We start from the raw sequence: 23,786 nt of genomic DNA on the forward strand, positions 1-23,786 counted from the left end.
CGTTTTTTATTTGGCGTTTTCAGGGCAGGATAAATAACAAAGAGTGAAGGGAGTCAAATAGCTTGAAAAAGTTTTTTCAGTTTGATGAGCTGGGCACCAGCTATCGCAATGAAATCATTGGCGGATTAACGACTTTTTTATCTATGGCATATATTCTGTTCGTCAATCCGATTACACTTGCTTTGGAGAGCGTGAAAGATTTTCCGGAAGCGCTGAGAATTGACCAAGGCGCGGTCTTTACAGCGACAGCGCTGGCGTCTGCGGCAGGCTGTATCTTAATGGGACTGATCGCGAGATATCCGATCGCCATCGCGCCAGGTATGGGGCTGAACGCGTTTTTTGCGTTTTCTGTCGTGCTCGGCATGGGCATTTCATGGCAGGCCGCTTTGTCTGGTGTTTTCATTTCAGGTCTTATCTTTGTTGCTCTTTCGTTAACAGGTTTTCGTGAAAAAATCATCAACGCCATTCCCCCAGAGCTGAAATTGGCAGTCGGCGCGGGTATCGGCCTGTTTATTACATTCGTTGGATTACAAGGTTCAGGAATTATTACATCCAACCCTTCCACACTCGTCACCATCGGAAACATTCACAGCGGTCCTGTGCTGTTAACGATTTTCGGTGTAATTGTAACGGTTATTTTAATGGTGCTTCGCGTTAACGCGGGCGTGTTTATCGGGATGCTGTTAACTGCGGTTGCCGGCATGATTTTCGGTTTGGTTCCGGTTCCGACTCAAATCATCGGCAGTGTGCCGAGCCTTGAGCCGACTTTCGGACAAGCGTGGCTTCATCTGCCGGATATTTTCTCCGTACAAATGCTGATCGTCATTTTAACGTTCTTGTTTGTCGGATTTTTTGATACAGCGGGTACACTGGTTGCTGTGGCAACTCAAGCTGGTTTAATGAAGGAAAACAAATTGCCGCGTGCGGGCCGTGCGCTTTTAGCTGATTCATCTTCGATTGTGATCGGCGCCATGCTCGGTACGTCTACCACAACTTCTTACGTGGAATCAAGCTCAGGCGTCGCTGCGGGTGCCCGCTCAGGATTTGCGGCAATTGTAACAGGTATTCTCTTTTTACTGGCTACGTTTTTCTCGCCGCTTCTATCAGTCGTTACCTCAAATGTAACGGCTCCGGCGCTGATCATTGTTGGTGCATTGATGGTGGCGCCGCTTGGCAAAATCGCTTGGGATAAGTTCGAGGTGGCCGTTCCCGCTTTCCTTACCATGATCATGATGCCGTTAACATACAGCATTGCAACTGGGATTGCCATCGGATTTATTTTCTATCCGATTACGATGGTGTGCAAAGGAAAAGCCAAAGAGGTTCATCCGATTATGTACGGGCTGTTTATCGTTTTTATCCTGTACTTTATCTTCTTAAAATAACGAATGAAACCAGCTGCCTTGGCAGCTGGTTTTTTTGTTGCAAAAGGTAAAACCATTTCATACGATATACCGTCATGTAGATGTGCCGCCATGCTTTACTTAAATGGAAATGACTTGACTGTTCAGGAAGGCTTCGGTACCTTATATAAGTGTTTTATTTTCTTATGGTATTCCGCCGTATTTTTTTGATAGGAGTTGCTGACATGACGGAAGAAAGAAAAGAAACGTTTGAAGAAGAAGTTAACCAGAGTGAAAGAATAGATACAGATGAAGAACCGCTATCGAGAATGTCCAGAAAGGCGAGCCGGCAAAGCAAGCAGAAGCAAAAACAAAAGCAGAAACCGCATCAGGAACGCGGTGGTGTATCCATTGCTAAAGACAAGCTTGCGTCTGTATGGGCAGCCATCAACAGATATTGCGGTTTTGCGTTCTCGATTTTAAAATCACCGGCGAAAACCGTCGTGGCGGATGGTTTTTCTCATTATAAGTATGGTTTGATTTCAATGCTTATATTCAGTATGATCTTTTCAATCGGGAACTGGTTTCAGTTAAAGGCCAGCTGGAATCGGCCGCTTGGTTTCGGAGAACGCCATCACGCTTTCTATGACGGATTTTTAATCGTTCTTTTCTATTTGCTTCTCTTTTTCGCGGTAATGGTCATAGCCGTATGGGCCGTCTCCCGCTATATGATGAAGCAGAAGGTGACGTTTAGAGAAGTGGCTGCGGGTTTGGGTTCATTGCTTGTACCGGTGATTGCTGTTTCAATTCTTTGGCTGATCTTTGCGATCGTGAATATCCCGATGCTGACAGTTCTTTTTACAGTGCTGATCTTGTTTTCGATCTTTTTTATGATGGCGCTGTATGTGCAGCGTCTGTATCAGGCGGCACAAGATGCACCGATTGATTATATCTATTGTGTATTTGCAGTAGTTGCGGTCGCGCTGCTGTTTGCGGCGGTGACTTGGCCGTTTATTTCTGAATATTTCACAGCGTCGCTGATTCCGCTTTAATGAAAAAACCGGCTGTTCATAGCCGGTTTTTTGATGTCACAATTTTTACAAATATATCTAAAAAACATAGTTGATTTGTAGGATTAATCCGTGTATGATAAGGAAAATGCTGTAAACGTCCAGCGTACAAACCTTTATATTTTGGAGGATGATGGACATGGCTGAAGTACTTCGCCGAGCGATTAATCAAAAGAAGCAATTTTTAAAAACCAAATTACTGCTCTCGGAATTTTATCAGGGAAGAGGGGAACAGCTTGCTGATTATACGCTGAGTGAGCTTGAGAAAGAATACAAATCCCTTCTGAAAATGAAAAAAGAGATCTGACAATATATGAGAAAAGGTGAGTCTGCTGAAAAGCGGGCTTTTTTGTTTTGATGTTGAAAAGGTAAGAAAGAGGGTAAACTACTACTGTTCAATCTGAAAAAGCGTGTCGAAATATTTTCCTTAGGCTTACGGTCTCAGTTGATTGTAAACGACGCGTTTCTCTAGTAGAATATGATTGCTTTATGCAAGATGAAGAGTAGGGGGATGAAATGAAATGATGCAAACCATCTTATCAAATGGAATAGCCATGGTTCTCATAATTCTCATTATTAATATTGTCTATGTGTCATTTTTTACGATAAGAATGATTTTAACGCTGAAAGGCCAGCGTTATTTAGCGGCCGGCATCAGTACGATTGAAATACTGGTTTATGTGACAGGATTGAGCCTGGTGCTCGATAACTTAGACCAGATTCAAAATGTGATTGCGTACGCGCTCGGTTACGGTCTTGGCGTCATTGTCGGCATGAAAATAGAAGAAAAATTGGCGCTTGGCTATATGATGGTCAATGTGATTACGAAGGAGCTTGATGTTGATCTTCCGAGGCAGCTCCGTGAAAAAGGCTACGGTGTGACAAACTGGGTGGTCGGCGGGCTTGAAGGCGACCGCACAGCCCTTCAGATTCTGACACCGAGAAAATATGAACTCCAGCTGTATGATACGATTAAGACAATTGATTCAAAAGCCTTTATTATTGCGTATGAACCAAAAACAATCCACGGCGGCTTCTGGGTCAAAGCGGTGAAGAAGAGGAGAATTAAAGAATAATGGCAAAGCCGAAGAAGAAAAAGTTTGAAGTGACAGAGCAGCAAACGATTGATGCTGTGCTTCAGCAAATGAAAGAAGAAGGGTATTTGCCTGTACGGCGAATGGAGGAGCCTGTTTTTATGGAGAAAAAGGAAAACGGGTCAATTCAGATCGTTCCATGCGGGAAAAAAATCGTATTTGAAGGGAAATTGATCTAAAACACGAACATTAGCAGAATGAATTTTTGTATCGTTCGATAATGTCGTTGACATTATCCATATCCGTTGTTAAGATAAACATGAAATCAAAACACGACCTCATATAATCTTGGGAATATGGCCCATAAGTTTCTACCCGGCAACCGTAAATTGCCGGACTATGCAGGAAAGTGATCGATAAAACTGACATGGATATATCGCAGAAGCGAACGACTGACGATACATGTACCATGCCCGGTTTGTATTGCTTCCTCATAAGTGCAATGCAGAGCGGGTATTTTTTATTTTCTGAAAACAAAAGCATGAGAAGGTGGGAACAGAATGCAGCCGCTAGTAGGAATCATCATGGGAAGCACTTCCGATTGGGAGACAATGAAAAACGCATGCGACATACTTGACGAACTTAATGTTCCGTACGAAAAGAAGGTCGTTTCCGCTCACCGGACGCCTGATTTCATGTTTGAATACGCTGAAACCGCGAGAGAAAGAGGCATCAAGGTGATTATCGCCGGTGCCGGAGGAGCGGCGCATCTGCCAGGGATGACGGCGGCGAAAACAACACTGCCGGTCATCGGAGTTCCGGTTCAGTCCAAGGCGCTGAACGGAATGGATTCTCTGCTTTCCATCGTCCAAATGCCCGGAGGCGTGCCTGTTGCGACAACAGCCATCGGCAAAGCAGGCGCTGTGAACGCAGGGCTGTTAGCGGCGCAAATGTTGTCAGCTTTTGACGAGGATCTTGCCCGTAAGCTGGATGAGAGAAGAGAAAATACTAAACAGACAGTGTTAGAAAGCAGTGATCAGCTTGTCTAAACAAATCATCTATCCAGGAGCAGTGATCGGCATTATCGGCGGCGGCCAGCTTGGAAAAATGATGGCTGTGTCCGCCAAACAAATGGGGTATAAAGTCGCGGTCGTGGATCCGGTTAAAGATTCGCCATGCGGGCAGGTTGCGGATATTGAAATTACCGCTCATTACAATGATCGTGAAGCGATTCGAAAATTGGCTGAAATCAGCGACATCATCACGTATGAGTTTGAAAACATCGATTATGATGCGCTGCATTGGCTAAAAGATCATGCCTATCTCCCGCAAGGAAGTGAACTGCTGCTCATTACCCAAAATCGTGAAACAGAGAAAAAAGCCATTCAAGCCGCGGGCTGTGAAGTTGCTCCGTACAGCATCGTCAAAACAAAAGATGGATTGAAACAGGCGGTACAGGAGCTTGGACTTCCCGCGGTGCTGAAAACATGCCGCGGCGGATACGATGGCAAAGGCCAATTTGTGATCAAGGAAGAGGCGCAAATTGAGCAGGCTGCCGCTCTATTAGAACACGGTACTTGCATTCTCGAAAGCTGGGTTTCTTTTAAAATGGAAATGTCGGTCATCGTCGTCAGATCGGTAAACGGCGAAATTTCAACATTTCCGGCAGCAGAAAACATTCACCACAACAATATCCTCTTCCAAAGCATCGTGCCTGCACGGGTGGAAAAAGCGATCCAGAGGAAGGCTGCTGATTTGGCCGTTAAGCTTGCAGATGAGCTTCACCTTGTCGGGCCCCTCGCTGTTGAAATGTTCCTGACAGAAGACGGCGAGCTTTTGGTCAATGAACTGGCGCCAAGACCGCATAATTCAGGGCATTATACGCTGGACCTGTGCGAAACCAGCCAGTTTGAACAGCATATCAGAGCGGTATGCGGCCTTCCGCTCGGTAAAACAGATTTGCTGAAGCCGGGCATGATGGTGAATCTACTCGGCGATGAAGTGAAGCTTGTTGAGGAAGAGCCGGAGCTTATAAAAGAAGCAAAGCTCTATATATACGGAAAACATGAAATCAAAAAAGGCCGCAAAATGGGGCATATTACATTTATGAAGCAGCCTGAAGACCAATGGATTCAGGAGATCACAAATAAATGGATGAATAGAGACGGAGGACAAGCAGAATGATCGAACGTTATTCAAGACCTGAAATGTCCGCAATTTGGACGGATGAAAACAGATTTCAAGCATGGCTGGAGGTTGAGATTCTTGCCTGTGAAGCGTGGGCGGAGCTTGGCGTCATTCCGAAAGAAGACGTAAAGGTCATGCGCGAGAACGCGTCATTTGACATCAACCGCATTTTAGAAATCGAACAGGATACCCGCCATGACGTTGTCGCTTTTACACGCGCCGTTTCCGAATCACTGGGCGAAGAAAGAAAATGGGTGCACTACGGCTTAACGTCAACTGACGTTGTGGATACCGCTCTTTCTTACTTATTAAAACAGGCAAACGATATTCTGCTCAAGGACCTTGAGAGATTTGTTGACATTATAAAAGAAAAAGCGAAAGAACATAAATACACAGTCATGATGGGGCGCACACACGGCGTACACGCTGAGCCTACAACATTCGGCTTAAAACTTGCGCTTTGGCATGAGGAAATGAAACGTAACCTTGAGCGTTTCAAACAAGCAAAAGAAGGCATCGAGGTTGGGAAGATTTCCGGCGCTGTCGGCACATATGCGAACATTGACCCATTTGTTGAGCAATATGTCTGTGAGAAGCTCGGATTGAAAGCAGCACCGATTTCAACCCAAACCCTTCAGCGCGACCGCCATGCTGACTATATGGCGACACTTGCTTTGATCGCGACAAGCATCGAGAAGTTCGCAGTGGAAATTCGCGGTCTGCAAAAGAGTGAAACACGCGAAGTTGAGGAATTTTTCGCGAAAGGGCAAAAGGGTTCATCTGCAATGCCGCACAAACGCAATCCGATCGGTTCTGAAAACATGACAGGCATTGCGCGCGTCATCCGCGGATACATGATGACGGCTTACGAAAATGTTCCATTATGGCATGAGCGCGATATTTCTCATTCTTCAGCAGAACGGATTATTCTCCCGGATGCGACAATCGCGCTGAACTACATGCTGAACCGCTTCTCCAACATCGTGAAGAACTTAACGGTCTTCCCGGAAAACATGAAGCGCAACATGGACCGCACACTCGGCCTTATTTACTCTCAGCGTGTGCTGCTTGCTTTGATCGACACAGGCCTGACTCGTGAAGAAGCCTATGATACAGTACAGCCGAAAGCAATGGAAGCCTGGGAAAAACAAGTGCCGTTCCGTGAGCTTGTGGAAGCGGAGGAGAAAATCACGTCCCGTCTTTCTCCGGAAAAAATTGCTGACTGTTTTGATTACAACTACCATCTGAAAAATGTTGATCTGATCTTTGAACGTTTAGGTTTAGCATAGAAGAAGCTTTTAGGCGGCTTCTTCTATGCCGCCGTGGTTTGAAAATTCCCAAGATTCGGATTAGGAGGCCTTCCGTGAATATTGTGAAGAATGAACTTTTATATGAAGGAAAAGCAAAAAAGATCTACAAAACCGATGACGAAAACACGTTGTATGTCGTGTATAAAGACTCCGCCACTGCTTTTAACGGCGAGAAAAAAGCAGAAATCAGCGGCAAAGGGCGCTTAAATAACGAGATTTCAAGCTTGATTTTCAAACATCTTCACGCTAATGGCATTAACAACCACTTTATCGAGCGCATATCGGAAACGGAGCAGCTCATCAAAAAGGTAACGATTGTGCCGCTTGAAGTCGTCGTCAGAAATGTTGTGGCAGGAAGCATGTCCAAACGTCTCGGCATTCCAGAAGGCACCGAGCTTGAACAGCCGATTATCGAGTTTTACTACAAGGATGACGCGCTGGGTGATCCGCTCATCACGGAAGATCATATTTGGCTCTTGAAAGCGGCAACTCCTGAGCAGGTAGAAAACATTAAGTCCGTTACAAAAACAGTAAATGAAGAGCTTCAAACCATTTTTGCCGATTGTCACGTCAGATTAATAGATTTTAAGCTTGAATTCGGTTTAGATCCAGACGGACAAGTGCTTTTGGCCGATGAAATTTCACCGGACACATGCCGCTTGTGGGATAAAAACACGAACGAAAAGCTGGACAAAGATTTATTCAGACGCAATCTTGGAAGCTTAACCGACGCATATGAAGAGATTTTCAAAAGACTGGGAGGCATTCATCATGTATAAAGTAAAAGTTTATGTCAGCTTAAAAGAAAGTGTACTAGATCCACAAGGGAGCGCTGTCCAGCATGCCTTGCACAGTATGACTTACAACGAAGTTCAAGATGTGCGCATCGGTAAATATATGGAGCTTACGATCGAAAAATCTGACCGTGATCTTGACATGCTAGTGAAAGAAATGTGCGAAAAACTTCTTGCGAATACAGTGATTGAAGATTACAGATACGAAGTTGAGGAGGTAGTCGCACAGTGAAATTTGCGGTGATTGTGTTACCTGGATCCAACTGTGATATCGATATGTATCATGCTGTAAAGGATGAGCTCGGCCATGAAGCGGAATACGTCTGGCATGAGGAAACAAGCCTTGACGGCTTCGATGGCGTATTAATTCCGGGAGGATTTTCTTACGGCGATTATTTGAGATGCGGGGCTATTGCCCGATTTGCGAATATTATGCCAGCTGTCAAACAGGCGGCGGCTGAAGGAAAACCAGTTCTCGGCGTCTGCAACGGATTTCAAATTTTACAAGAGCTTGGCCTTCTGCCAGGCGCAATGAGACGCAACAAAGATTTGAAGTTCATTTGCCGGCCTGCTGAATTAATTGTTCAGAACGACGAAACATTATTCACATCTTCCTACGAAAAGGGCCAATCGATTACAATCCCGGTTGCTCATGGTGAAGGGAACTTCTACTGTGATGACGACACACTTGCTTCATTGAAAGAAAACAACCAAATTGCTTTCACATACGGCTCCGATATTAACGGAAGTGTCAGCGGCATTGCCGGTGTCGTGAATGAGAAAGGCAACGTATTAGGCATGATGCCTCACCCTGAGCGCGCGGTCGATGAACTGCTTGGAAGCGCCGACGGTCTTAAATTATTTCAGTCTATCGTGAAAAATTGGAGGGAAACTCATGTCACTACTGCTTGAACCAAGTAAAGAACAAATAAAAGAAGAGAAAATGTATCAGCAAATGGGTGTCAGTGATGATGAGTTTGCATTGATTGAATCCATTCTTGGCAGATTGCCGAACTACACAGAAATCGGAATTTTTTCTGTCATGTGGTCAGAGCATTGCAGCTACAAAAACTCTAAGCCGATTCTGCGTAAATTCCCGACAAGCGGCGAGCGTGTGCTGCAAGGTCCGGGGGAAGGCGCCGGAATCGTTGATATCGGTGACAACCAAGCGGTTGTGTTCAAAATTGAATCACATAACCACCCATCAGCTCTCGAGCCTTATCAAGGTGCTGCGACTGGCGTAGGCGGCATTATCCGTGACGTATTCTCAATGGGTGCCCGTCCAATCGCTGTATTGAACTCTCTTCGATTTGGTGAACTGACTTCACCGCGTGTGAAGTACTTGTTTGAAGAAGTAGTAGCGGGTATCGCGGGATACGGCAACTGTATCGGCATCCCGACAGTCGGCGGAGAAGTGCAGTTTGACAGCAGCTATGAAGGAAATCCGCTCGTTAACGCAATGTGCGTCGGTTTAATTAATCATGAAGACATTAAAAAAGGCCAGGCGAAGGGTGTCGGCAACACAGTGATGTACGTAGGAGCGAAAACAGGGCGTGACGGAATCCACGGCGCTACGTTTGCTTCGGAAGAAATGTCTGATTCGTCTGAAGACAAGCGCTCTGCCGTTCAAGTCGGCGATCCGTTTATGGAAAAGCTTTTGCTTGAAGCATGTCTGGAAGTCATCCAATGTGATGCGTTAGTCGGCATTCAGGATATGGGAGCTGCCGGTTTAACAAGCTCAAGCGCGGAAATGGCAAGTAAAGCCGGCTCTGGCATTGAGATGAATCTTGACCTGATTCCTCAGCGTGAAACAGGTATGACTGCATATGAAATGATGCTTTCTGAATCACAGGAGCGGATGCTTTTGGTCATCGAGCGCGGACGTGAGCAGGAGATCATCGATATTTTTGACAAGTACGATCTTGAAGCGGTTTCTGTCGGACGTGTAACAGATGATAAGATGCTTCGCCTCACACACAAAGGTGAGATTGTGTGCGAGCTGCCCGTTGATGCCTTGGCAGAAGAAGCGCCGGTTTACCATAAGCCTTCTCAAGAGCCTGCTTACTACCGCGAGTTTTTAGAGACGGATGTTCCGGCTCCGCAAATTGAAAATGCGAATGAAACACTGAAGGCACTCCTGCAGCAGCCGACGATCGCAAGCAAAGAGTGGGTTTACGATCAATATGACTACATGGTGCGGACGAACACAGTTGTCGCTCCTGGATCTGACGCAGGTGTTCTCAGAATCCGCGGAACGAAAAAGGCGCTGGCGATGACGACAGACTGTAACGCGCGTTATCTCTATCTTGATCCTGAAGTCGGCGGAAAAATTGCTGTCGCTGAAGCGGCGCGCAACATCATTTGCTCGGGCGCAGAGCCGCTTGCGGTCACAGATAACCTTAACTTCGGAAACCCGGAGAAACCGGAAATCTTCTGGCAGATCGAAAAAGCGGCTGACGGCATCAGCGAGGCGTGCAATGTTCTCAGCACACCGGTTATCGGCGGAAACGTATCGCTTTACAACGAATCAAACGGCACGGCGATTTACCCGACACCTGTTATCGGCATGGTCGGCTTAATTGAAGATACAGCCCACATTACAACACAGCATTTCAAACAAGCGGGTGATCTCGTCTACGTGATCGGTGAAACAAAACCTGAGTTTGCGGGAAGCGAGCTGCAAAAAATGACAGAAGGCAGCATTTACGGAAAAGCGCCGCAAATCGATCTTGATGTAGAGCTGTCACGCCAAAAAGCATTGCTTGACGCGATTAAAAAAGGCTTTGTTCAATCCGCGCATGATGTGTCTGAAGGCGGCTTAGGCGTAGCGATTGCAGAAAGTGTCATGACGACGGAAAACCTTGGCGCGAACGTGACTGTAGAAGGGGAAGCGGCGTTATTATTCTCTGAATCTCAATCCCGCTTTGTCGTTTCTGTGAAAAAAGAACATCAAGCAGCGTTTGAAGCGACTGTAAAAGATGCCGTTCATATCGGTGAGGTAACAGCGGACGGACTTCTGGCGATTCAAAACCAAGACGGACAACAATTGATTCATGCGCAAACGAATGATCTTGAACGCGCATGGAAAGGAGCTATCCCATGCTTGCTGAAATCAAAGGCTTAAATGAAGAGTGCGGCGTATTTGGGATTTGGGGACATGAAGAAGCTCCGCAAATCACGTATTACGGTCTCCACAGCCTCCAGCACCGAGGACAGGAGGGCGCTGGCATTGTGGCGACAGACGGTGAAAAACTGACGGCGCACAAAGGCCAAGGGCTGATCACGGAAGTATTTCAAAATGGCGAGCTCAGCAAAGTAAAAGGAAAAGGCGCAATCGGGCACGTTCGGTACGCAACGGCTGGAGGCGGCGGATACGAAAATGTTCAGCCGCTCCTCTTCCGTTCCCAAAACAACGGCAGCCTGGCGCTTGCCCATAACGGAAACCTAGTCAATGCCACTCAGCTGAAGCAGCAGCTCGAAAATCAAGGGAGTATCTTTCAGACCTCTTCGGACACAGAGGTTTTGGCTCACCTGATCAAAAGAAGCGGTCACTTCACGCTGAAGGATCAAATGAAAAACTCGCTTTCCATGCTGAAAGGGGCCTACGCATTCCTGATCATGACCGAAACAGAAATGATCGTCGCGCTCGACCCGAACGGGCTCAGACCGCTGTCAATCGGCATGATGGGCGACGCTTATGTGGTCGCATCAGAAACGTGCGCATTTGATGTGGTCGGCGCGACGTACCTTCGTGAGGTAGAACCGGGCGAAATGCTGATCATCAATGATGAAGGCATGAAATCAGAGCGTTTTTCCATGAATATCAACCGTTCCATTTGCAGCATGGAGTACATTTATTTCTCAAGGCCGGACAGCAATATTGAAGGGATTAACGTGCACAGTGCGCGTAAAAACCTTGGGAAAATGCTTGCTCAGGAATCCGCAGTTGAAGCCGATGTCGTAACAGGGGTTCCGGATTCCAGTATTTCAGCGGCGATCGGCTATGCAGAAGCAACAGGCATCCCGTACGAGCTCGGCTTAATCAAAAACCGTTATGTCGGCAGAACGTTTATTCAGCCGTCTCAGGCTCTTCGTGAGCAAGGCGTCAGAATGAAGCTTTCTGCTGTGCGCGGGGTTGTGGAAGGCAAACGAGTCGTTATGGTAGATGACTCGATCGTGCGCGGAACAACAAGCCGCCGGATTGTCACGATGCTCAGAGAAGCGGGTGCGACAGAAGTGCATGTGAAAATCAGTTCACCGCCGATCGCTCATCCGTGCTTTTACGGCATTGATACTTCCACTCACGAAGAACTGATCGCGTCTTCCCATTCAGTTGAAGAAATCCGTCAGGAAATCGGAGCCGACACTCTCTCATTTTTGAGTGTGGAAGGGCTGCTGAAAGGCATCGGCAGAAAATACGATGACTCTAATTGCGGACAGTGTCTCGCTTGCTTTACAGGAAAATATCCGACTGAAATTTACCAGGATACAGTGCTTCCTCATGTAAAAGAAGCGGTATTAACCAAATAAACCTTGAAAATGACATAAAGGCAGCGCAGTTCGGCTGCCTTCTCTTTCTGCCCTCGTTCGGGGGAGATATTTTGAAAAAGCGCCTAAAGGAGTGAATAGGATGTCTGAAGCATATAAAAACGCAGGGGTTGACATCGAAGCCGGATATGAAGCTGTAAAACGAATGAAAAAACATGTGGAGCGTACAAAACGGCTTGGCGTTATGGGCAGCCTTGGCGGTTTTGGCGGCATGTTTGACCTGTCTGAGCTTTCTTATCAAAAACCGGTTTTAATTTCGGGAACAGATGGTGTCGGCACAAAATTAAAGCTCGCTTTTTCTATGGATAAGCATGACACGATTGGCGTGGACGCTGTTGCGATGTGTGTCAATGACGTGCTGGCACAAGGTGCAGAGCCGCTATTTTTCCTTGATTATTTAGCGGTCGGCAAAGCGGATCCTGTGAAAATTGAGCAAATCGTACAAGGTGTGGCGGACGGCTGTGAGCAGTCAGGTTCAGCCTTAGTCGGCGGCGAAACAGCTGAAATGCCGGGACTATATACAGCTGATGAATACGATATTGCCGGTTTCTCAGTCGGAGTGGTTGAAAAGGACGAAATCGTGACTGGTGAAAACATCGAGGAGGGCCATCTATTGATCGGCCTCAGCTCCAGCGGCCTTCACAGCAACGGATTTTCCCTTGTCAGAAAAGTGCTTCTAGATGATGCGGAGCTGGATCTTGATAAAACATACGAACCGTTTGACCGCCGACTTGGCGAGGAGCTGCTTGAACCGACAAGAATTTACGTGAAGCCTGTGCTCGCCGCGGTGAAGAGTGGAAAAGTCGACGGCATGGCGCACGTGACAGGCGGAGGATTCATCGAAAATATCCCGCGCATGCTTCCAGAAGGCTTAAGCGCGGAAATCGATCACGGCTCATGGCCGATCCCGCCGATTTTCTCTTTCCTGCAAGAGTACGGCAAGCTGAAGGAAGAAGACATGTTCAACGTCTTTAATATGGGCATCGGCTTTGTTTTGGCAGTCAAAGAAGAGCATCTGACAGATGTGATCGAAACGCTTGAAAGCCATGGCGAAAAAGCCTATTTGATCGGGCGTGTGAAACAAGGCGAAGGCGTCACATTCGGCGGTGCGGCACTTTCATGAAAAAAATTGCGGTATTTGCATCCGGAAACGGTTCAAACTTCGAAGCCATCGTCACTTGTTTGAAAGAGGAGAACTGGGATGCGTCCGTATCGCTTCTCGTTTGCGACAAACCGCAGGCGAAAGTCATCGAACGGGCGGAAACGTTCCATATTCCATCCTTTGCATTTGAACCGAAGTCTTATGAAAACAAGGCCGCATTTGAACGGGCCATTATTGAACAGCTTCACCTTCATAACGTTGAATTGATCGTTCTCGCCGGCTATATGAGGCTGATCGGTGACACGCTGCTTCAGGCTTACGGAGGAAAAATCATTAACATTCACCCGTCGCTTCTTCCGGCGTTCCCCGGAATCGACGCAGTCGGGCAGGCGTACCGCGCGGGTGTGAAGGTTGCCGGAATCACCGTGCATTATGTCGATGAAGGAATGGATACAGGCCCGATCATCGCTCAAAAGGCAATCGAAATTAACGAACATGATACATTGGAAACAATCGAACAGCGGATTCACAAACTTGAGCATAAATGGTATCCCATTGTGATTAAACAGCTATTAGAATTAAATAACAGAGGTGAAAAGGCATGACCATTAAACGTGCATTAATCAGTGTTTCAGATAAAACAAATCTCGTTCCTTTCGTAAAAGAACTGACAGAGCTTGGCGTTGAAGTCATTTCAACAGGCGGAACGAAAAGGCTTCTTCAAGAAAACGGTGTGAATGTCATCGGAATTTCTGAAGTGACAGGCTTTCCTGAAATTATGGACGGACGGCTTAAAACACTTCATCCGAATATTCATGGCGGCCTTCTGGCGGTTCGCGGCAATGAAGAGCATATGGCGCAGATCAATGAACATGGGATTCAGCCGATTGACCTCGTTGTCGTCAACCTCTATCCATTTAAAGAAACGATTTCTAAAGCAGATGTCACATATGAAGAAGCGATCGAAAATATCGACATCGGCGGCCCGGGCATGCTGCGTGCGGCATCAAAAAACCATCAGGATGTAACGGTTATCGTCGATCCGACGGATTACAGCCCAGTGCTGAATCAAATCAAAGAAGAAGGCGGCGTATCACTTCAGAAAAAACGCGAGCTGGCGGCAAAAGTATTCCGTCATACTGCGGCGTATGATGCACTGATCGCTGACTATCTGACAGATGTTGTCGGTGAAAAAGAACCAGAGCAATTCACTGTGACATTTGAGAAAAAACAATCACTTCGCTACGGAGAAAACCCGCATCAGGAAGCGACATTCTATCAAACAGCTCTTCCTGTCAAAGGCTCCATTGCGCAAGCAGAACAGCTTCACGGAAAAGAGCTTTCTTACAACAACATTAAAGACGCGGACGCGGCAGTTCAAATCGTTCGCGAATTCACTGAGCCGGCTGCGGTTGCCGTCAAGCATATGAATCCGTGCGGCGTAGGAACTGGAAAAACGATCGCAGAAGCGTTTGACAGAGCGTTTGAAGCGGATAAAACTTCGATCTTCGGCGGCATTATCGCCCTGAACCGCGAAGTGGACAAGGCAACTGCCGAAGCGCTTCACAACATTTTCTTAGAAATCATCATTGCGCCTTCATTCAGCCAAGAAGCGCTTGACATCCTGACTGCGAAGAAAAATCTTCGTCTGCTGACACTTGATATGACAGCTGCTGCTCAAAAGGAAAAACAGCTGACATCTGTTCAAGGCGGACTGCTGATTCAAGATTTGGATATGCACGGCTTTGATGATGCTGAGATCAGCGTTCCGACAAAAAGAGAGCCGAACGAGCAAGAGTGGGAAGACTTGAAGCTTGCTTGGAAAGTCGTGAAGCATGTGAAATCAAATGCGATCGTTCTCGCGAAGGACAACATGACAGTCGGCGTGGGAGCAGGCCAAATGAACCGTGTCGGATCAGCAAAAATCGCCATTGAGCAAGCAGGTGAAAAAGCGAAAGGCAGCGCGCTCGGTTCTGATGCATATTTCCCAATGCCGGATACTGTCGAAGAAGCGGCAAAAGCGGGCGTTACGGCCATCATTCAGCCAGGCGGATCGATCCGTGATGAGGATTCCATCAAAAAAGCAGATGAGTACGGCATTGCCATGGTATTCACTGGCATTAGACACTTCAAACATTAAGGGGATGAAAACGACGTGAATGTATTCATTATCGGTAAAGGCGGAAGAGAACATACGATGGCATGGAAGGCGGCGCAAAGCAGTCTCGTAGAGAACGTATTTGCAGCTCCAGGAAATGACGGTATGGCTGATTCCGCACAGCTTGTAAACATTGAGGAAAGCGATCACGCCGGGCTTGTCTCGTTTGCAAAAGAAAATCAGGTCGGCCTGACCATTGTTGGCCCCGAGGTTCCTTTAATTGAAGGTCTGGTGGATGAATTCGAAAAGGCCGGTCTGCGTGTGTTCGGCCCGTCAAAAGCCGCTGCGATCATCGAAGGCAGCAAACAGTTCGCTAAGGATTTAATGAAGAAATACGATATTCCGACTGCAGAATATGACACGTTCACATCCTTTGAAGAGGCAAAGGCATATGTGCAGGAAAAAGGCGCTCCGATTGTCATAAAAGCAGATGGACTTGCGGCTGGAAAAGGCGTAACCGTTGCTATGACAGAGGAAGAAGCGATTGCATGTCTGCATGATTTTCTTGAGGATGAAAAATTCGGTGATGCGAGCGCGTCTGTTGTCATTGAAGAATTTCTTTCCGGCGAAGAATTTTCTCTGATGGCATTCGTCAAAGGAGAAAAGGTGTATCCAATGGTGATTGCCCAAGATCACAAGCGGGCGTTTGATGGAGACAAAGGCCCGAATACGGGCGGAATGGGCGCTTACTCTCCAGTTCCGCAAATTTCAGAAGAAACCGTCCGCCATGCGGTGGAAACGATCGTCAAGCCGACTGCAAAAGCAATGGTACAAGAAGGCCGTTCCTTCACTGGCGTTTTGTACGCGGGATTGATGCTCACTGAAAACGGCTCAAAGGTCATCGAATTTAATGCCCGTTTTGGCGACCCGGAAACACAGGTCGTGCTTCCGCGCATGGAATCTGATCTGGTACAGGTGCTTCTTGATCTTTTAGAAGATAAAGAAGTCGACTTGAAATGGAAGGATACCGCGGCAGTGAGTGTGGTGCTTGCTTCAGAAGGGTACCCGGAAAGCTATGCAAAGGGCACGCCGATTGGCAACCTTGCAGCGGAAACTGATCAGGTTGTGGTCTTTCATGCCGGAACGAAAGCAGAAGGCGGAGAGTTCGTCACAAACGGAGGCCGCGTCGCCAATGTGACGGCTTTTGATGACACGTTTGAAGCGGCGAGAGACCGAGTGTACAAAGCCGTTGATGAGATCATCAAGCCGGGACTCTTTTTCAGAAAAGACATTGGGGCACGCGCTTTAAAGGCTGCCCAAAAATAAAGTGAAGAAAACCCGCAGAGGTTGAACTGCGGGTTTTTTGTTATGCAAAAGCGGGGTGGTGTGCGGAAGAAGAAAGCACAACCAGCGTGGTTGGTTTTCCGTGGACCATCGAGGCGTCAATAAAATCTTCAAGCGTATGTACCGATTCTGTCACCACTTTTGTCACATAACTGTACATGCCTGTAATGCGGTGGTTTTCTGTCACATCCGGATGCGCTGTGGCAAAGGCGGCGTAGTGTTTGCAGCTTTTCGGTTCCATCAGGATAAAAGCGGTAACATGCTTGTTTAGTTTTTCATAACAGATATTCGCGCTGTAGCCGGTAATCACTCCTTTGTCTTCCAGCTTCCTGACACGTTCCGCCGCGCTTGGAGAGCTGAGTCCAACAAGCTTTCCCAGCTCAACCATCGTTAATCTGCCATTTCGCTGCAAATGCGAGAGGATGTGAAGGTCTGTTTCGTCCATTTGTCTGGCTCCTTTACATGTTTAAGAGAATTCGTGAAAATTCCTTTTATCATAAGGTGATGCTGTCGATTTAACTTAATTGTAGCATATGGATGCCGTCTTATTTTTCCTATAATAAAGCCATCAACGGGAGAGGAGGCATCATGTTGCCAGAATTGCAGCGTTCGATCACTTGGATACAAGGGACGGCATTAACGATTGGGGCCGTTTTAGGCTGCGGGATATTAATTCTGCCGTCTGTCACAGCTGACGCAGCCGGTCCTGCTTCTTTATTTGTTTGGGTGTTCATGTCTTTCTTATCATTTCTTCTTGTCGGCACGCTGGCCCGGCTTGTGAAAATAGCGCCCAGCGCCGGAGGAATCACGGCTTATGTGCAGTTGGCTTTTCAGAAAAAAGCCGGAGCGGTTTTGGGCTGGATCATGTTAGGGTCCGTTCCAATCGGTGTTCCTGTCATCGCTTTGACTGGCGCGCATTACGTCAGTTACGTCACAGATGCTTCGGATTGGCAGATTACATTGATTGCAGGTTGTATGTTGGGTGTCTCCATTTTGCTTCATATAAAAGGCATTCAACTATCCGCTAATATCAGTACACTCGTTATTTGTGTCATCGTAATTCTGCTTGTCACTTCGATTGCCGTGTCATTTCCTCACGTCAAAGCAGCAGAATTCAAGCCGTTTCTTCCGCATGGCTGGTCTGCCGCAGGATCTGTTTCTGTAATGATTTTTTTCTCTTTTGTAGGCTGGGAAATGATTACACCATTGGCTGAAGAGTTTACACATCCTGAAAAAGATGTCCCGCTCAGCTTGTTTTTAGCGGCAACTTGTGTGGCAGGGCTGTATATCATGCTGTCGTTTGTGACGATAGGTACTCATTCATACGGAGTGAATGGAGAAATCGCATCACTTGCCATGCTCATATCAAAAGGAGTCGGTGAAGGCGGAGTATATGTAACGGTGTGTTTAGCACTGTTTATCACATTCGCCACCATTCATGCTAATATTGCGGGTTTTTCCAGAATGGTGTACGCATTGGCGAGAGAGGGGCACATTCCCGTATATTTCGGGAAACTCAGTGAGACAAAACTTACGCCTATCCGTGTATTAACAGCGCTGGCCGCAGTGTTTGGCTTCGTGCTTGCGGCATATGGCCTTTTTAAAACCGATTTAACAACACTGTTAAAAGGGCCGAGTGCGGCATTCATCGCATCATACATATGTACAATGGCGGCAGCGCTAAAACTGTTGAGCTGGAGAGATTCAGGCTGGTGGATGGCGTTAGGGGCTTTTGCGGCGTGCGCAGTGATTTACTCATTCAGCGGCTGGGCAGTCCTTTATCCAGCAGCACTGGCAGCCGCAGGGTATCTCTATATGAAGACAAAGAAATGTCATGAGAAAAAGCCTGATCACGTTTCGCTTTTTTTGTTCATCTGTCTTGATGCTCTTGTTCGTTATGACCGGAAGCGCTGTTTTGAAGCATGTAGGTCACAGGGCAGAAGCGCAGGATTCCCGATCCTGCTTTCATGGCCCCCATAAAGATGTAAAAGAGGTGCATTCTGCACCAAGGCTTTTTCGTAAACTTTGCGCTGGCGGCTGACATAATCGTCAGTCCGCAGGCGATTCTGAAGACGGCATTGATGAGACTGATGTTTGGCTTCATGGAAATCCGCTCCTTTTTAATTAAAAAAGTTTTTTAATTGAACCTTCAAAAATTTGTAACGTTTTTATCATGCGTGATGAGGAAGGATGTGATAACATGAGTCTAATACATGTAAAGGAGAGTATGTGAATGTCCGAACGCACCTTTAACTGGAAAAACAAAGACATCAGGGCACAGGTTGATGTTGTAGACTCAAAGCTGCTTCCAACGCTCCTTTTACGGAATGCTCTCGTCTTAAATCCATATGTAAAACAATGGCTGAAAAAAAACATTTGGATTTATCAGGACCGCATTGTTTATGTGGGCCATGAACTTCCGAATAGAGCCGAAGAAATTCATACAATTGATTGTGAAGGAAAATACATTGTGCCAGGGTACATCGAACCGCACGCACATCCTTTTCAAATATATAATCCCCAAACGCTGGCGGAATATGTGTCTCAATACGGAACAACGACATTTGTGAATGATAACTTATTTTTGCTTTTACAAAGCGGAAAAAAGAAAGCGCTTACCATTTTAAATGAACTCAAAAAGCAGCCTGTTCAATATTTTTGGTGGTCACGTTATGACCTCCAAACCGAAGTTCTGAACGAGGACCACGTTCTTCCGTTTGATGTCAGAAAGCAGTGGATTGAACATCCGGATGTGATTCAAGGCGGAGAAATGACCGGATGGCCGCGTTTGGTAGATGGTGATGATTTAATGCTTCACTGCATGCAAGCTACAAAGAAGCAGAGAAAACGCATTGAAGGGCATTTTCCCGGCGCTTCAAATAAAACGCTTACAAAAATGAAGCTGTTCGGAGCGGATTGTGATCATGAAGCGATGACAGGTGATGAAGTGATGAGAAGGCTGGAACTGGGCTATTATGTTTCCCTTCGGAACTCTTCCATTCGCCCTGATGTAAGAAAAATCTTGCGGGAGCTGCATGAGAAGGGTTTCCGCTATTATGACCATTTCTTTTACACGACAGACGGCGCGACGCCTAATTTTTATAAAGGCGGCATGACAAACGAGCTGATCCGCATCGCGTTAGAAGAAGGAGTCCCGGCAATCGACGCCTACAATATGGCATCATTTAATATTGCAAAGTATTATCAAATGGATGATTATTTAGGAGTTGTCGGACCGGGAAGGCTGGCATCGTTGAACGTACTAGAAGATCCGTTAAATCCCAATCCCGTGACCGTTCTCTCAAAAGGGGCCATCCTTCGTGAAGATGGCTGTGATTTGAAGGCGTTTACAAAGACGGGCTGGAGCAAAGGCGGTCTTGTCCCGCTTGAGCTTTCATATGATATGACGATGGATGATTTACAGTTTTCCATGCCGATGGGCGTGAAAATGCGGAATGCGGTCATTATGGAGCCGTATATGATTGAGATCGACAATTCGATGGAACAGCTCTCGTTTGACCATGATGAAAGTTATTTGACGATGCTTGACAGACATGGGAAATGGCGTGTCAATACGATGATAAAAGGCTTTGCCTCAAGCGTGCAGGGATTTGTGAGCTCCTTTACGACGACAGGTGATATTGTCGCGATCGGAAAAAATAAAGCGGATATGCTGCTCGCTTTCGCCCGCATGAAAGAGATCGGAGGAGGAATCGTTCTTGCGGAAAACGGGAACATTCTGCATGAAATTCCGCTTGCGCTGTGCGGCTGCGCCTCTTCGGAAGCGTATGAAGACGTGCTGGAGAAGGAACAAAAGCTGAAAGATCTTTTGACTGAAAGAGGTTACGAGTTTTGTGATCCCGTCTATACGCTGCTCTTTTTGCAAAGTACGCACCTTCCGTATATACGCATTACGCCTAGAGGAATCTTCGACGTCATGAAAAAAACTGTACTCTTTCCATCGATAATGCGTTAAAATATAAAAGAGCGGGGAGCCGACATATGAAAAAATGGATGACAGTTTGCGTGCTGTGTATCGTGTTTTTTCTGCTGGTATCCTGCCAGCAGAAGGATGCTGTCCCGGATTCTGAAAAGAAGCCGAAAGCTCCTTTGACAGGACTGGAGACGGAACAGAAGGTGACTGAACGCCGGCCTGTTGCTGTTATGGTGAATAATCACCCGAAGGCGAGGCCGCAGTCAGGACTGTCTAAAGCCGATATTGTCATAGAAGCGCTTGCCGAAGGGCAAATTACGAGATTTCTGGCCATTTTCCAAAGCCAGATGCCCGAAACTGTCGGGCCTGTGCGGAGCGCGCGGGAATATTTCGTCACTCTCAGCAATGGCTTTGACAGCATATTTGTCCATCACGGCTGGAGTCCCGGCGCCAAAGAGCAGCTGGAATCCGGAGCTGCCGATTATATGAACGGATTGGATTTTGACGGAAGCTTATTTTGGAGAGCTGATTTCAGCAAACCGCCCCACAATTCCTACACGTCTTATGATTACATAAAAAAGGCGGCGGAGCAAATGGGATATGAGCTGAAGCAGAAAACAGATCCGCTGCTGTTTCAAACATCAGAAGCAAAACCTGCAAATGACTTTTACAATGTTCGGGTAGATTATGGAACAAAGAACGTTACGAATCTTGTCGAATACAACTATGATAAAAAAGCCGAAGCTTATACAAGAAGCTCTGATGGTGTCATTACGACAGACCGGGAAACCGGAAAGCCGGTTGCAATGCAGAATATTTTCATTGTTGAAGCGAGCCATCATATTATTGATCAAGATGGAAGGCGGGACATCGATCTAGAATCAGGGGGGAAAGGTCTGTTGTTTCAGCGCGGAAACGTTATTGAAACAGACTGGAAACAAGTAAACGGCAGAATTGTGCCGGTGAAAGACGGCAAATGGCTGCCGCTTGTGCCCGGAAAAACTTGGATCAATATCGTGCCTGATCTCGATGCGGCTTCCATTAGTAAAGGAGAAGGTGTGTAACGATGCAAATCGATAAATTACGCGGCAAAGAGCTGGACCAGTTATTCAACTCGATCTTATCGCTGAAAGACCTGGAGGAATGTTACCGGTTCTTCGATGATCTTTGCACAATTAACGAAATTCAATCGCTGGCTCAGCGCCTAGAAGTGGCGCGCATGCTTCGCGAAGGTAACACGTATCATAAGATTGAAACAGAAACAGGCGCTTCCACGGCTACGATTTCCCGTGTGAAACGCTGCTTAAATTACGGAAATGACGCTTATGAAATGGCGCTTGACCGTGTGAAGGAGACGGAAACAGGGTCTTCTTCAAACTAACAAAGAGCCGCCCTGCCGTTTGGCATGGGCGGTTTCTTTATGAAACAAATTGGTTGATCAGTTTGTCGATGTCGACGATGCTTCCGTCTTCTTTTCGATAGACAACATGCTCCTTGGAAAAGTGGATGGGCGAATTGATGCCGGCTGCAGCTGCGAGATTAAACAGTCCCTCGCGCAGCGAAATGACGTAGTTGCAGACACGATGCTGTTTTTCCTCAACGCTTAGTGCTTGTTGCAGTTTTGGATCTGTTGTCGCTACACCTGCCGGACATGTATTGGTGTGGCAGACGAGGGCGCGGATACAGCCGACAGAAAACATCATCCCGCGCGCAATATTGACAAAGTCAGCGCCGAGGGCTAAGGCGACCGCAATTTTGTCAGGAGTCAGGAGCTTTCCGGAAGCAAAAATTTTCAGCTGGCCGCGCAAGCCGTATTGTCTAAGCAGTGTATCAACCATAGGCAGCGCTGTCATAATCGGAAGGCCGACTGTGTCAGCGAGCTCATAAAAGGAAGCGCCAGTACCGCCTTCACTCCCGTCTATCGTAATAAAATCCGGATGCTTTCCGCTTTTCTGCATATAAGAGAAAAGCTCGCGCAATTCGTCAGGGTGGCCTGCGACAAGTTTGATTCCCACAGGCTTTTGCCCGACATCTCTAAGTTTCTCGATAAAGTCGAGCATTTCAGGAGCGTTTGAAAATTCATGAAAGCGATTCGGGCTGTCAATTGATTTCCCGGGTTCGACATTCCGGATGTCTGCCACTTCCTCTGATACTTTGGCGCCATCCACATGGCCGCCGCGGGTTTTCGCTCCTTGCGCCAGCTTTAGCTCAAACGCTTTAATTTGGTCAAGCCTGCTTTTTCTTTTAAACTCCTCCCATGAAAATTCTCCGTTTCTTTTGCGCACGCCGAAAAGACCCGGACCGATTTGGCAAATGATATCGGCGCCGCCCTTTAAGTGATACTCAGATAATCCCCCTTCACCGGTATTCATCCATGTGCCGCCAGCCTGATGAAGCCCTTTTGAGAGCGCCGTAATCGCTCGTTCTCCAAGGGAACCGTAGCTCATGGCGGACTGGCCGACTAATCCCTTCACATAAAAAGGCTTCTCGCATGTATGGGAGCCGATCACCTGCACATCATCAGGGTGGAGATAATACGGATCGGCCTTGATTTGTTCGGCGTGTTCCTTTCGTTTGAACAGATTGTCAGCTTCTATTTCATAGATTTGGGTTTCAATTTTAGGTGTTTGGTTTACGTGCAATTCTTTTTTTTGTTTCGGAAATAGAGCATTACGGATATAAAAGCCTGGTTTGTCAAAATCTTTTACAGATCCAAAGCCCATCATTCTGCTTTTGTATTTGCCCGAGATAACGGTTTGCTCATATTCCTTTCGTGAAAAGGGCTTGCCCTCATTGTCATTGCTGAATAAATACTGCCTGAGTTCCGGCCCGATTTTTTCAAGGATATATCGAAATCTTCCTAGCAAGGGGTAGTTTCGGAGGATCGAATGCTCCTGCTGTTTTTCATCCTTTATGTAGATCCAGACAAACAAAACGATGGGGATGGCAATGATCCCGATAAGAAATGCGATAAGTGCAATGATGAAGGTTTCCATCTGTCAGCCTCCCTTTTTTATGTAAC

At 46.8% G+C, this 23,786-nt stretch carries 24 protein-coding genes and 1 riboswitch; of the genes, 21 read left to right on the plus strand and 3 right to left on the minus strand.

What is annotated here, in order from left to right:
• Positions 1 to 62 precede the first annotated feature (62 nt).
• The 17 genes from pbuG to purD all read left to right on the plus strand — a co-directional run bounded on the left by pbuG (position 63) and on the right by purD (position 16,812).
• Positions 63 to 1,385: a hypoxanthine/guanine permease PbuG gene (pbuG, locus tag ABZM97_RS03575; RefSeq protein ID WP_087991336.1), complete on the plus strand. Its 1,323-nt coding sequence runs from the start codon at positions 63 to 65 to the stop codon at positions 1,383 to 1,385.
• Positions 1,386 to 1,588: 203 nt separating this feature from the next.
• Entirely contained in the window at positions 1,589 to 2,395 is an 807-nt protein-coding gene (locus ABZM97_RS03580) for a hypothetical protein (protein WP_367387227.1), read from the plus strand.
• A 157-nt stretch (positions 2,396 to 2,552) separates the two neighbouring features.
• The gene (locus ABZM97_RS03585; RefSeq protein ID WP_052245624.1) at positions 2,553 to 2,720 is read left to right on the plus strand and encodes a Fur-regulated basic protein FbpA; all 168 of its coding nucleotides are present in this window, start codon (positions 2,553 to 2,555) and stop codon (positions 2,718 to 2,720) included.
• Positions 2,721 to 2,934: 214 nt separating this feature from the next.
• Positions 2,935 to 3,489 (plus strand): DUF2179 domain-containing protein, encoded by a 555-nt coding sequence (locus tag ABZM97_RS03590; protein WP_087991338.1) that lies wholly within the window; start codon positions 2,935 to 2,937, stop codon positions 3,487 to 3,489.
• Positions 3,489 to 3,686, plus strand: coding sequence for an NETI motif-containing protein (locus ABZM97_RS03595; RefSeq protein WP_148963482.1), 198 nt, complete (start codon positions 3,489 to 3,491; stop codon positions 3,684 to 3,686). Before ABZM97_RS03590 ends, ABZM97_RS03595 begins: the two co-directional genes overlap by 1 nt.
• 79 nt (positions 3,687 to 3,765) lie before the next feature.
• Positions 3,766 to 3,867: riboswitch (purine riboswitch) on the plus strand.
• Between the two features lie 140 nt (positions 3,868 to 4,007).
• Positions 4,008 to 4,496 carry a 5-(carboxyamino)imidazole ribonucleotide mutase gene (gene purE / locus ABZM97_RS03600; RefSeq protein ID WP_087991339.1) on the plus strand — a complete coding sequence of 163 codons (489 nt, stop codon included), beginning with the start codon at positions 4,008 to 4,010 and terminating at the stop codon, positions 4,494 to 4,496.
• The gene (gene purK, locus ABZM97_RS03605) at positions 4,489 to 5,631 is read left to right on the plus strand and encodes a 5-(carboxyamino)imidazole ribonucleotide synthase (RefSeq protein WP_202328346.1); all 1,143 of its coding nucleotides are present in this window, start codon (positions 4,489 to 4,491) and stop codon (positions 5,629 to 5,631) included. The genes purE and purK overlap by 8 nt, the downstream gene beginning before the upstream one ends.
• Entirely contained in the window at positions 5,628 to 6,923 is a 1,296-nt protein-coding gene (purB, locus tag ABZM97_RS03610; protein ID WP_024715850.1) for an adenylosuccinate lyase, read from the plus strand. Before purK ends, purB begins: the two co-directional genes overlap by 4 nt.
• A gap of 74 nt (positions 6,924 to 6,997) precedes the next feature.
• Positions 6,998 to 7,723 (plus strand): phosphoribosylaminoimidazolesuccinocarboxamide synthase, encoded by a 726-nt coding sequence (gene purC, locus ABZM97_RS03615; protein WP_202328345.1) that lies wholly within the window; start codon positions 6,998 to 7,000, stop codon positions 7,721 to 7,723.
• Positions 7,716 to 7,970, plus strand: coding sequence for a phosphoribosylformylglycinamidine synthase subunit PurS (gene purS / locus ABZM97_RS03620; protein WP_087991342.1), 255 nt, complete (start codon positions 7,716 to 7,718; stop codon positions 7,968 to 7,970). Before purC ends, purS begins: the two co-directional genes overlap by 8 nt.
• Positions 7,967 to 8,650 (plus strand): phosphoribosylformylglycinamidine synthase subunit PurQ, encoded by a 684-nt coding sequence (gene purQ, locus ABZM97_RS03625; RefSeq protein WP_087991343.1) that lies wholly within the window; start codon positions 7,967 to 7,969, stop codon positions 8,648 to 8,650. The genes purS and purQ overlap by 4 nt, the downstream gene beginning before the upstream one ends.
• Entirely contained in the window at positions 8,634 to 10,862 is a 2,229-nt protein-coding gene (gene purL, locus ABZM97_RS03630; RefSeq protein ID WP_087991344.1) for a phosphoribosylformylglycinamidine synthase subunit PurL, read from the plus strand. Before purQ ends, purL begins: the two co-directional genes overlap by 17 nt.
• Positions 10,838 to 12,268, plus strand: coding sequence for an amidophosphoribosyltransferase (gene purF / locus ABZM97_RS03635; RefSeq protein ID WP_087991345.1), 1,431 nt, complete (start codon positions 10,838 to 10,840; stop codon positions 12,266 to 12,268). The genes purL and purF overlap by 25 nt, the downstream gene beginning before the upstream one ends.
• A gap of 100 nt (positions 12,269 to 12,368) precedes the next feature.
• Positions 12,369 to 13,409: a phosphoribosylformylglycinamidine cyclo-ligase gene (gene purM, locus ABZM97_RS03640; RefSeq protein WP_087991346.1), complete on the plus strand. Its 1,041-nt coding sequence runs from the start codon at positions 12,369 to 12,371 to the stop codon at positions 13,407 to 13,409.
• Positions 13,406 to 13,993: a phosphoribosylglycinamide formyltransferase gene (gene purN / locus ABZM97_RS03645; RefSeq protein ID WP_202328344.1), complete on the plus strand. Its 588-nt coding sequence runs from the start codon at positions 13,406 to 13,408 to the stop codon at positions 13,991 to 13,993. Before purM ends, purN begins: the two co-directional genes overlap by 4 nt.
• Positions 13,990 to 15,528 carry a bifunctional phosphoribosylaminoimidazolecarboxamide formyltransferase/IMP cyclohydrolase gene (purH, locus tag ABZM97_RS03650; RefSeq protein WP_087991348.1) on the plus strand — a complete coding sequence of 513 codons (1,539 nt, stop codon included), beginning with the start codon at positions 13,990 to 13,992 and terminating at the stop codon, positions 15,526 to 15,528. The genes purN and purH overlap by 4 nt, the downstream gene beginning before the upstream one ends.
• Before the next feature lie 15 nt (positions 15,529 to 15,543).
• The gene (purD, locus tag ABZM97_RS03655; protein WP_289346599.1) at positions 15,544 to 16,812 is read left to right on the plus strand and encodes a phosphoribosylamine--glycine ligase; all 1,269 of its coding nucleotides are present in this window, start codon (positions 15,544 to 15,546) and stop codon (positions 16,810 to 16,812) included.
• A 40-nt stretch (positions 16,813 to 16,852) separates the two neighbouring features.
• Here the strand turns inward: purD and ABZM97_RS03660 are convergent, their stop codons facing one another.
• Positions 16,853 to 17,275, minus strand: a complete 423-nt coding sequence (locus tag ABZM97_RS03660; protein WP_087991350.1) for an Lrp/AsnC family transcriptional regulator — start codon at positions 17,273 to 17,275, stop codon at positions 16,853 to 16,855.
• A gap of 143 nt (positions 17,276 to 17,418) precedes the next feature.
• On the opposite strand from ABZM97_RS03660, the gene ABZM97_RS03665 reads away from it, so the two are divergent.
• Positions 17,419 to 18,810: an APC family permease gene (locus tag ABZM97_RS03665; RefSeq protein ID WP_367387228.1), complete on the plus strand. Its 1,392-nt coding sequence runs from the start codon at positions 17,419 to 17,421 to the stop codon at positions 18,808 to 18,810.
• Here the strand turns inward: ABZM97_RS03665 and ABZM97_RS03670 are convergent.
• Positions 18,701 to 18,934, minus strand: coding sequence for a DUF2892 domain-containing protein (locus tag ABZM97_RS03670; RefSeq protein WP_087991352.1), 234 nt, complete (start codon positions 18,932 to 18,934; stop codon positions 18,701 to 18,703). The genes ABZM97_RS03665 and ABZM97_RS03670 overlap by 110 nt on opposite strands.
• 129 nt (positions 18,935 to 19,063) lie before the next feature.
• Here ABZM97_RS03670 and ABZM97_RS03675 point away from each other — a divergent pair, with 129 nt between their 5' ends.
• The 3 genes from ABZM97_RS03675 to ABZM97_RS03685 are packed head-to-tail and all read left to right on the plus strand — an operon-like array spanning position 19,064 to position 22,145.
• Positions 19,064 to 20,806, plus strand: coding sequence for an adenine deaminase (locus ABZM97_RS03675; protein WP_253268876.1), 1,743 nt, complete (start codon positions 19,064 to 19,066; stop codon positions 20,804 to 20,806).
• A 26-nt stretch (positions 20,807 to 20,832) separates the two neighbouring features.
• Complete coding sequence (locus tag ABZM97_RS03680) at positions 20,833 to 21,828, plus strand: DUF3048 domain-containing protein (RefSeq protein WP_087991354.1); 996 nt, start codon at positions 20,833 to 20,835, stop codon at positions 21,826 to 21,828.
• A gap of 2 nt (positions 21,829 to 21,830) precedes the next feature.
• Positions 21,831 to 22,145 carry a YerC/YecD family TrpR-related protein gene (locus ABZM97_RS03685; protein ID WP_087991355.1) on the plus strand — a complete coding sequence of 105 codons (315 nt, stop codon included), beginning with the start codon at positions 21,831 to 21,833 and terminating at the stop codon, positions 22,143 to 22,145.
• A 37-nt stretch (positions 22,146 to 22,182) separates the two neighbouring features.
• Here the strand turns inward: ABZM97_RS03685 and ABZM97_RS03690 are convergent, their stop codons facing one another.
• Complete coding sequence (locus ABZM97_RS03690) at positions 22,183 to 23,760, minus strand: FMN-binding glutamate synthase family protein (protein ID WP_367387229.1); 1,578 nt, start codon at positions 23,758 to 23,760, stop codon at positions 22,183 to 22,185.
• Positions 23,761 to 23,786 lie beyond the last annotated feature (26 nt).

The organism is Bacillus vallismortis (genome assembly GCF_040784915.1).
Lineage (GTDB): Bacteria > Bacillota > Bacilli > Bacillales > Bacillaceae > Bacillus > Bacillus subtilis_G.

Bases quoted from the DNA above. Each gene is read 5' to 3' on its own strand.
- purF (WP_087991345.1), top strand. From the start codon at position 10,838: ATGCTTGCTGAAATCAAAGGCTTAAATGAAGAGTGCGGCGTATTTGGG.
- ABZM97_RS03580 (WP_367387227.1), top strand. From the start codon at position 1,589: ATGACGGAAGAAAGAAAAGAAACGTTTGAAGAAGAAGTTAACCAGAGT.
- ABZM97_RS03685 (WP_087991355.1), top strand. From the start codon at position 21,831: ATGCAAATCGATAAATTACGCGGCAAAGAGCTGGACCAGTTATTCAAC.
- ABZM97_RS03670 (WP_087991352.1), bottom strand. From the start codon at position 18,934: ATGAAGCCAAACATCAGTCTCATCAATGCCGTCTTCAGAATCGCCTGC.
- ABZM97_RS03675 (WP_253268876.1), top strand. From the start codon at position 19,064: ATGTCCGAACGCACCTTTAACTGGAAAAACAAAGACATCAGGGCACAG.
- purS (WP_087991342.1), top strand. From the start codon at position 7,716: ATGTATAAAGTAAAAGTTTATGTCAGCTTAAAAGAAAGTGTACTAGAT.
- purH (WP_087991348.1), top strand. From the start codon at position 13,990: ATGACCATTAAACGTGCATTAATCAGTGTTTCAGATAAAACAAATCTC.
- ABZM97_RS03595 (WP_148963482.1), top strand. From the start codon at position 3,489: ATGGCAAAGCCGAAGAAGAAAAAGTTTGAAGTGACAGAGCAGCAAACG.
- purM (WP_087991346.1), top strand. From the start codon at position 12,369: ATGTCTGAAGCATATAAAAACGCAGGGGTTGACATCGAAGCCGGATAT.
- ABZM97_RS03590 (WP_087991338.1), top strand. From the start codon at position 2,935: ATGATGCAAACCATCTTATCAAATGGAATAGCCATGGTTCTCATAATT.
- purN (WP_202328344.1), top strand. From the start codon at position 13,406: ATGAAAAAAATTGCGGTATTTGCATCCGGAAACGGTTCAAACTTCGAA.
- ABZM97_RS03680 (WP_087991354.1), top strand. From the start codon at position 20,833: ATGAAAAAATGGATGACAGTTTGCGTGCTGTGTATCGTGTTTTTTCTG.
- purB (WP_024715850.1), top strand. From the start codon at position 5,628: ATGATCGAACGTTATTCAAGACCTGAAATGTCCGCAATTTGGACGGAT.
- ABZM97_RS03665 (WP_367387228.1), top strand. From the start codon at position 17,419: ATGTTGCCAGAATTGCAGCGTTCGATCACTTGGATACAAGGGACGGCA.
- purE (WP_087991339.1), top strand. From the start codon at position 4,008: ATGCAGCCGCTAGTAGGAATCATCATGGGAAGCACTTCCGATTGGGAG.
- ABZM97_RS03690 (WP_367387229.1), bottom strand. From the start codon at position 23,760: ATGGAAACCTTCATCATTGCACTTATCGCATTTCTTATCGGGATCATT.
- purL (WP_087991344.1), top strand. From the start codon at position 8,634: ATGTCACTACTGCTTGAACCAAGTAAAGAACAAATAAAAGAAGAGAAA.
- ABZM97_RS03660 (WP_087991350.1), bottom strand. From the start codon at position 17,275: ATGGACGAAACAGACCTTCACATCCTCTCGCATTTGCAGCGAAATGGC.
- ABZM97_RS03585 (WP_052245624.1), top strand. From the start codon at position 2,553: ATGGCTGAAGTACTTCGCCGAGCGATTAATCAAAAGAAGCAATTTTTA.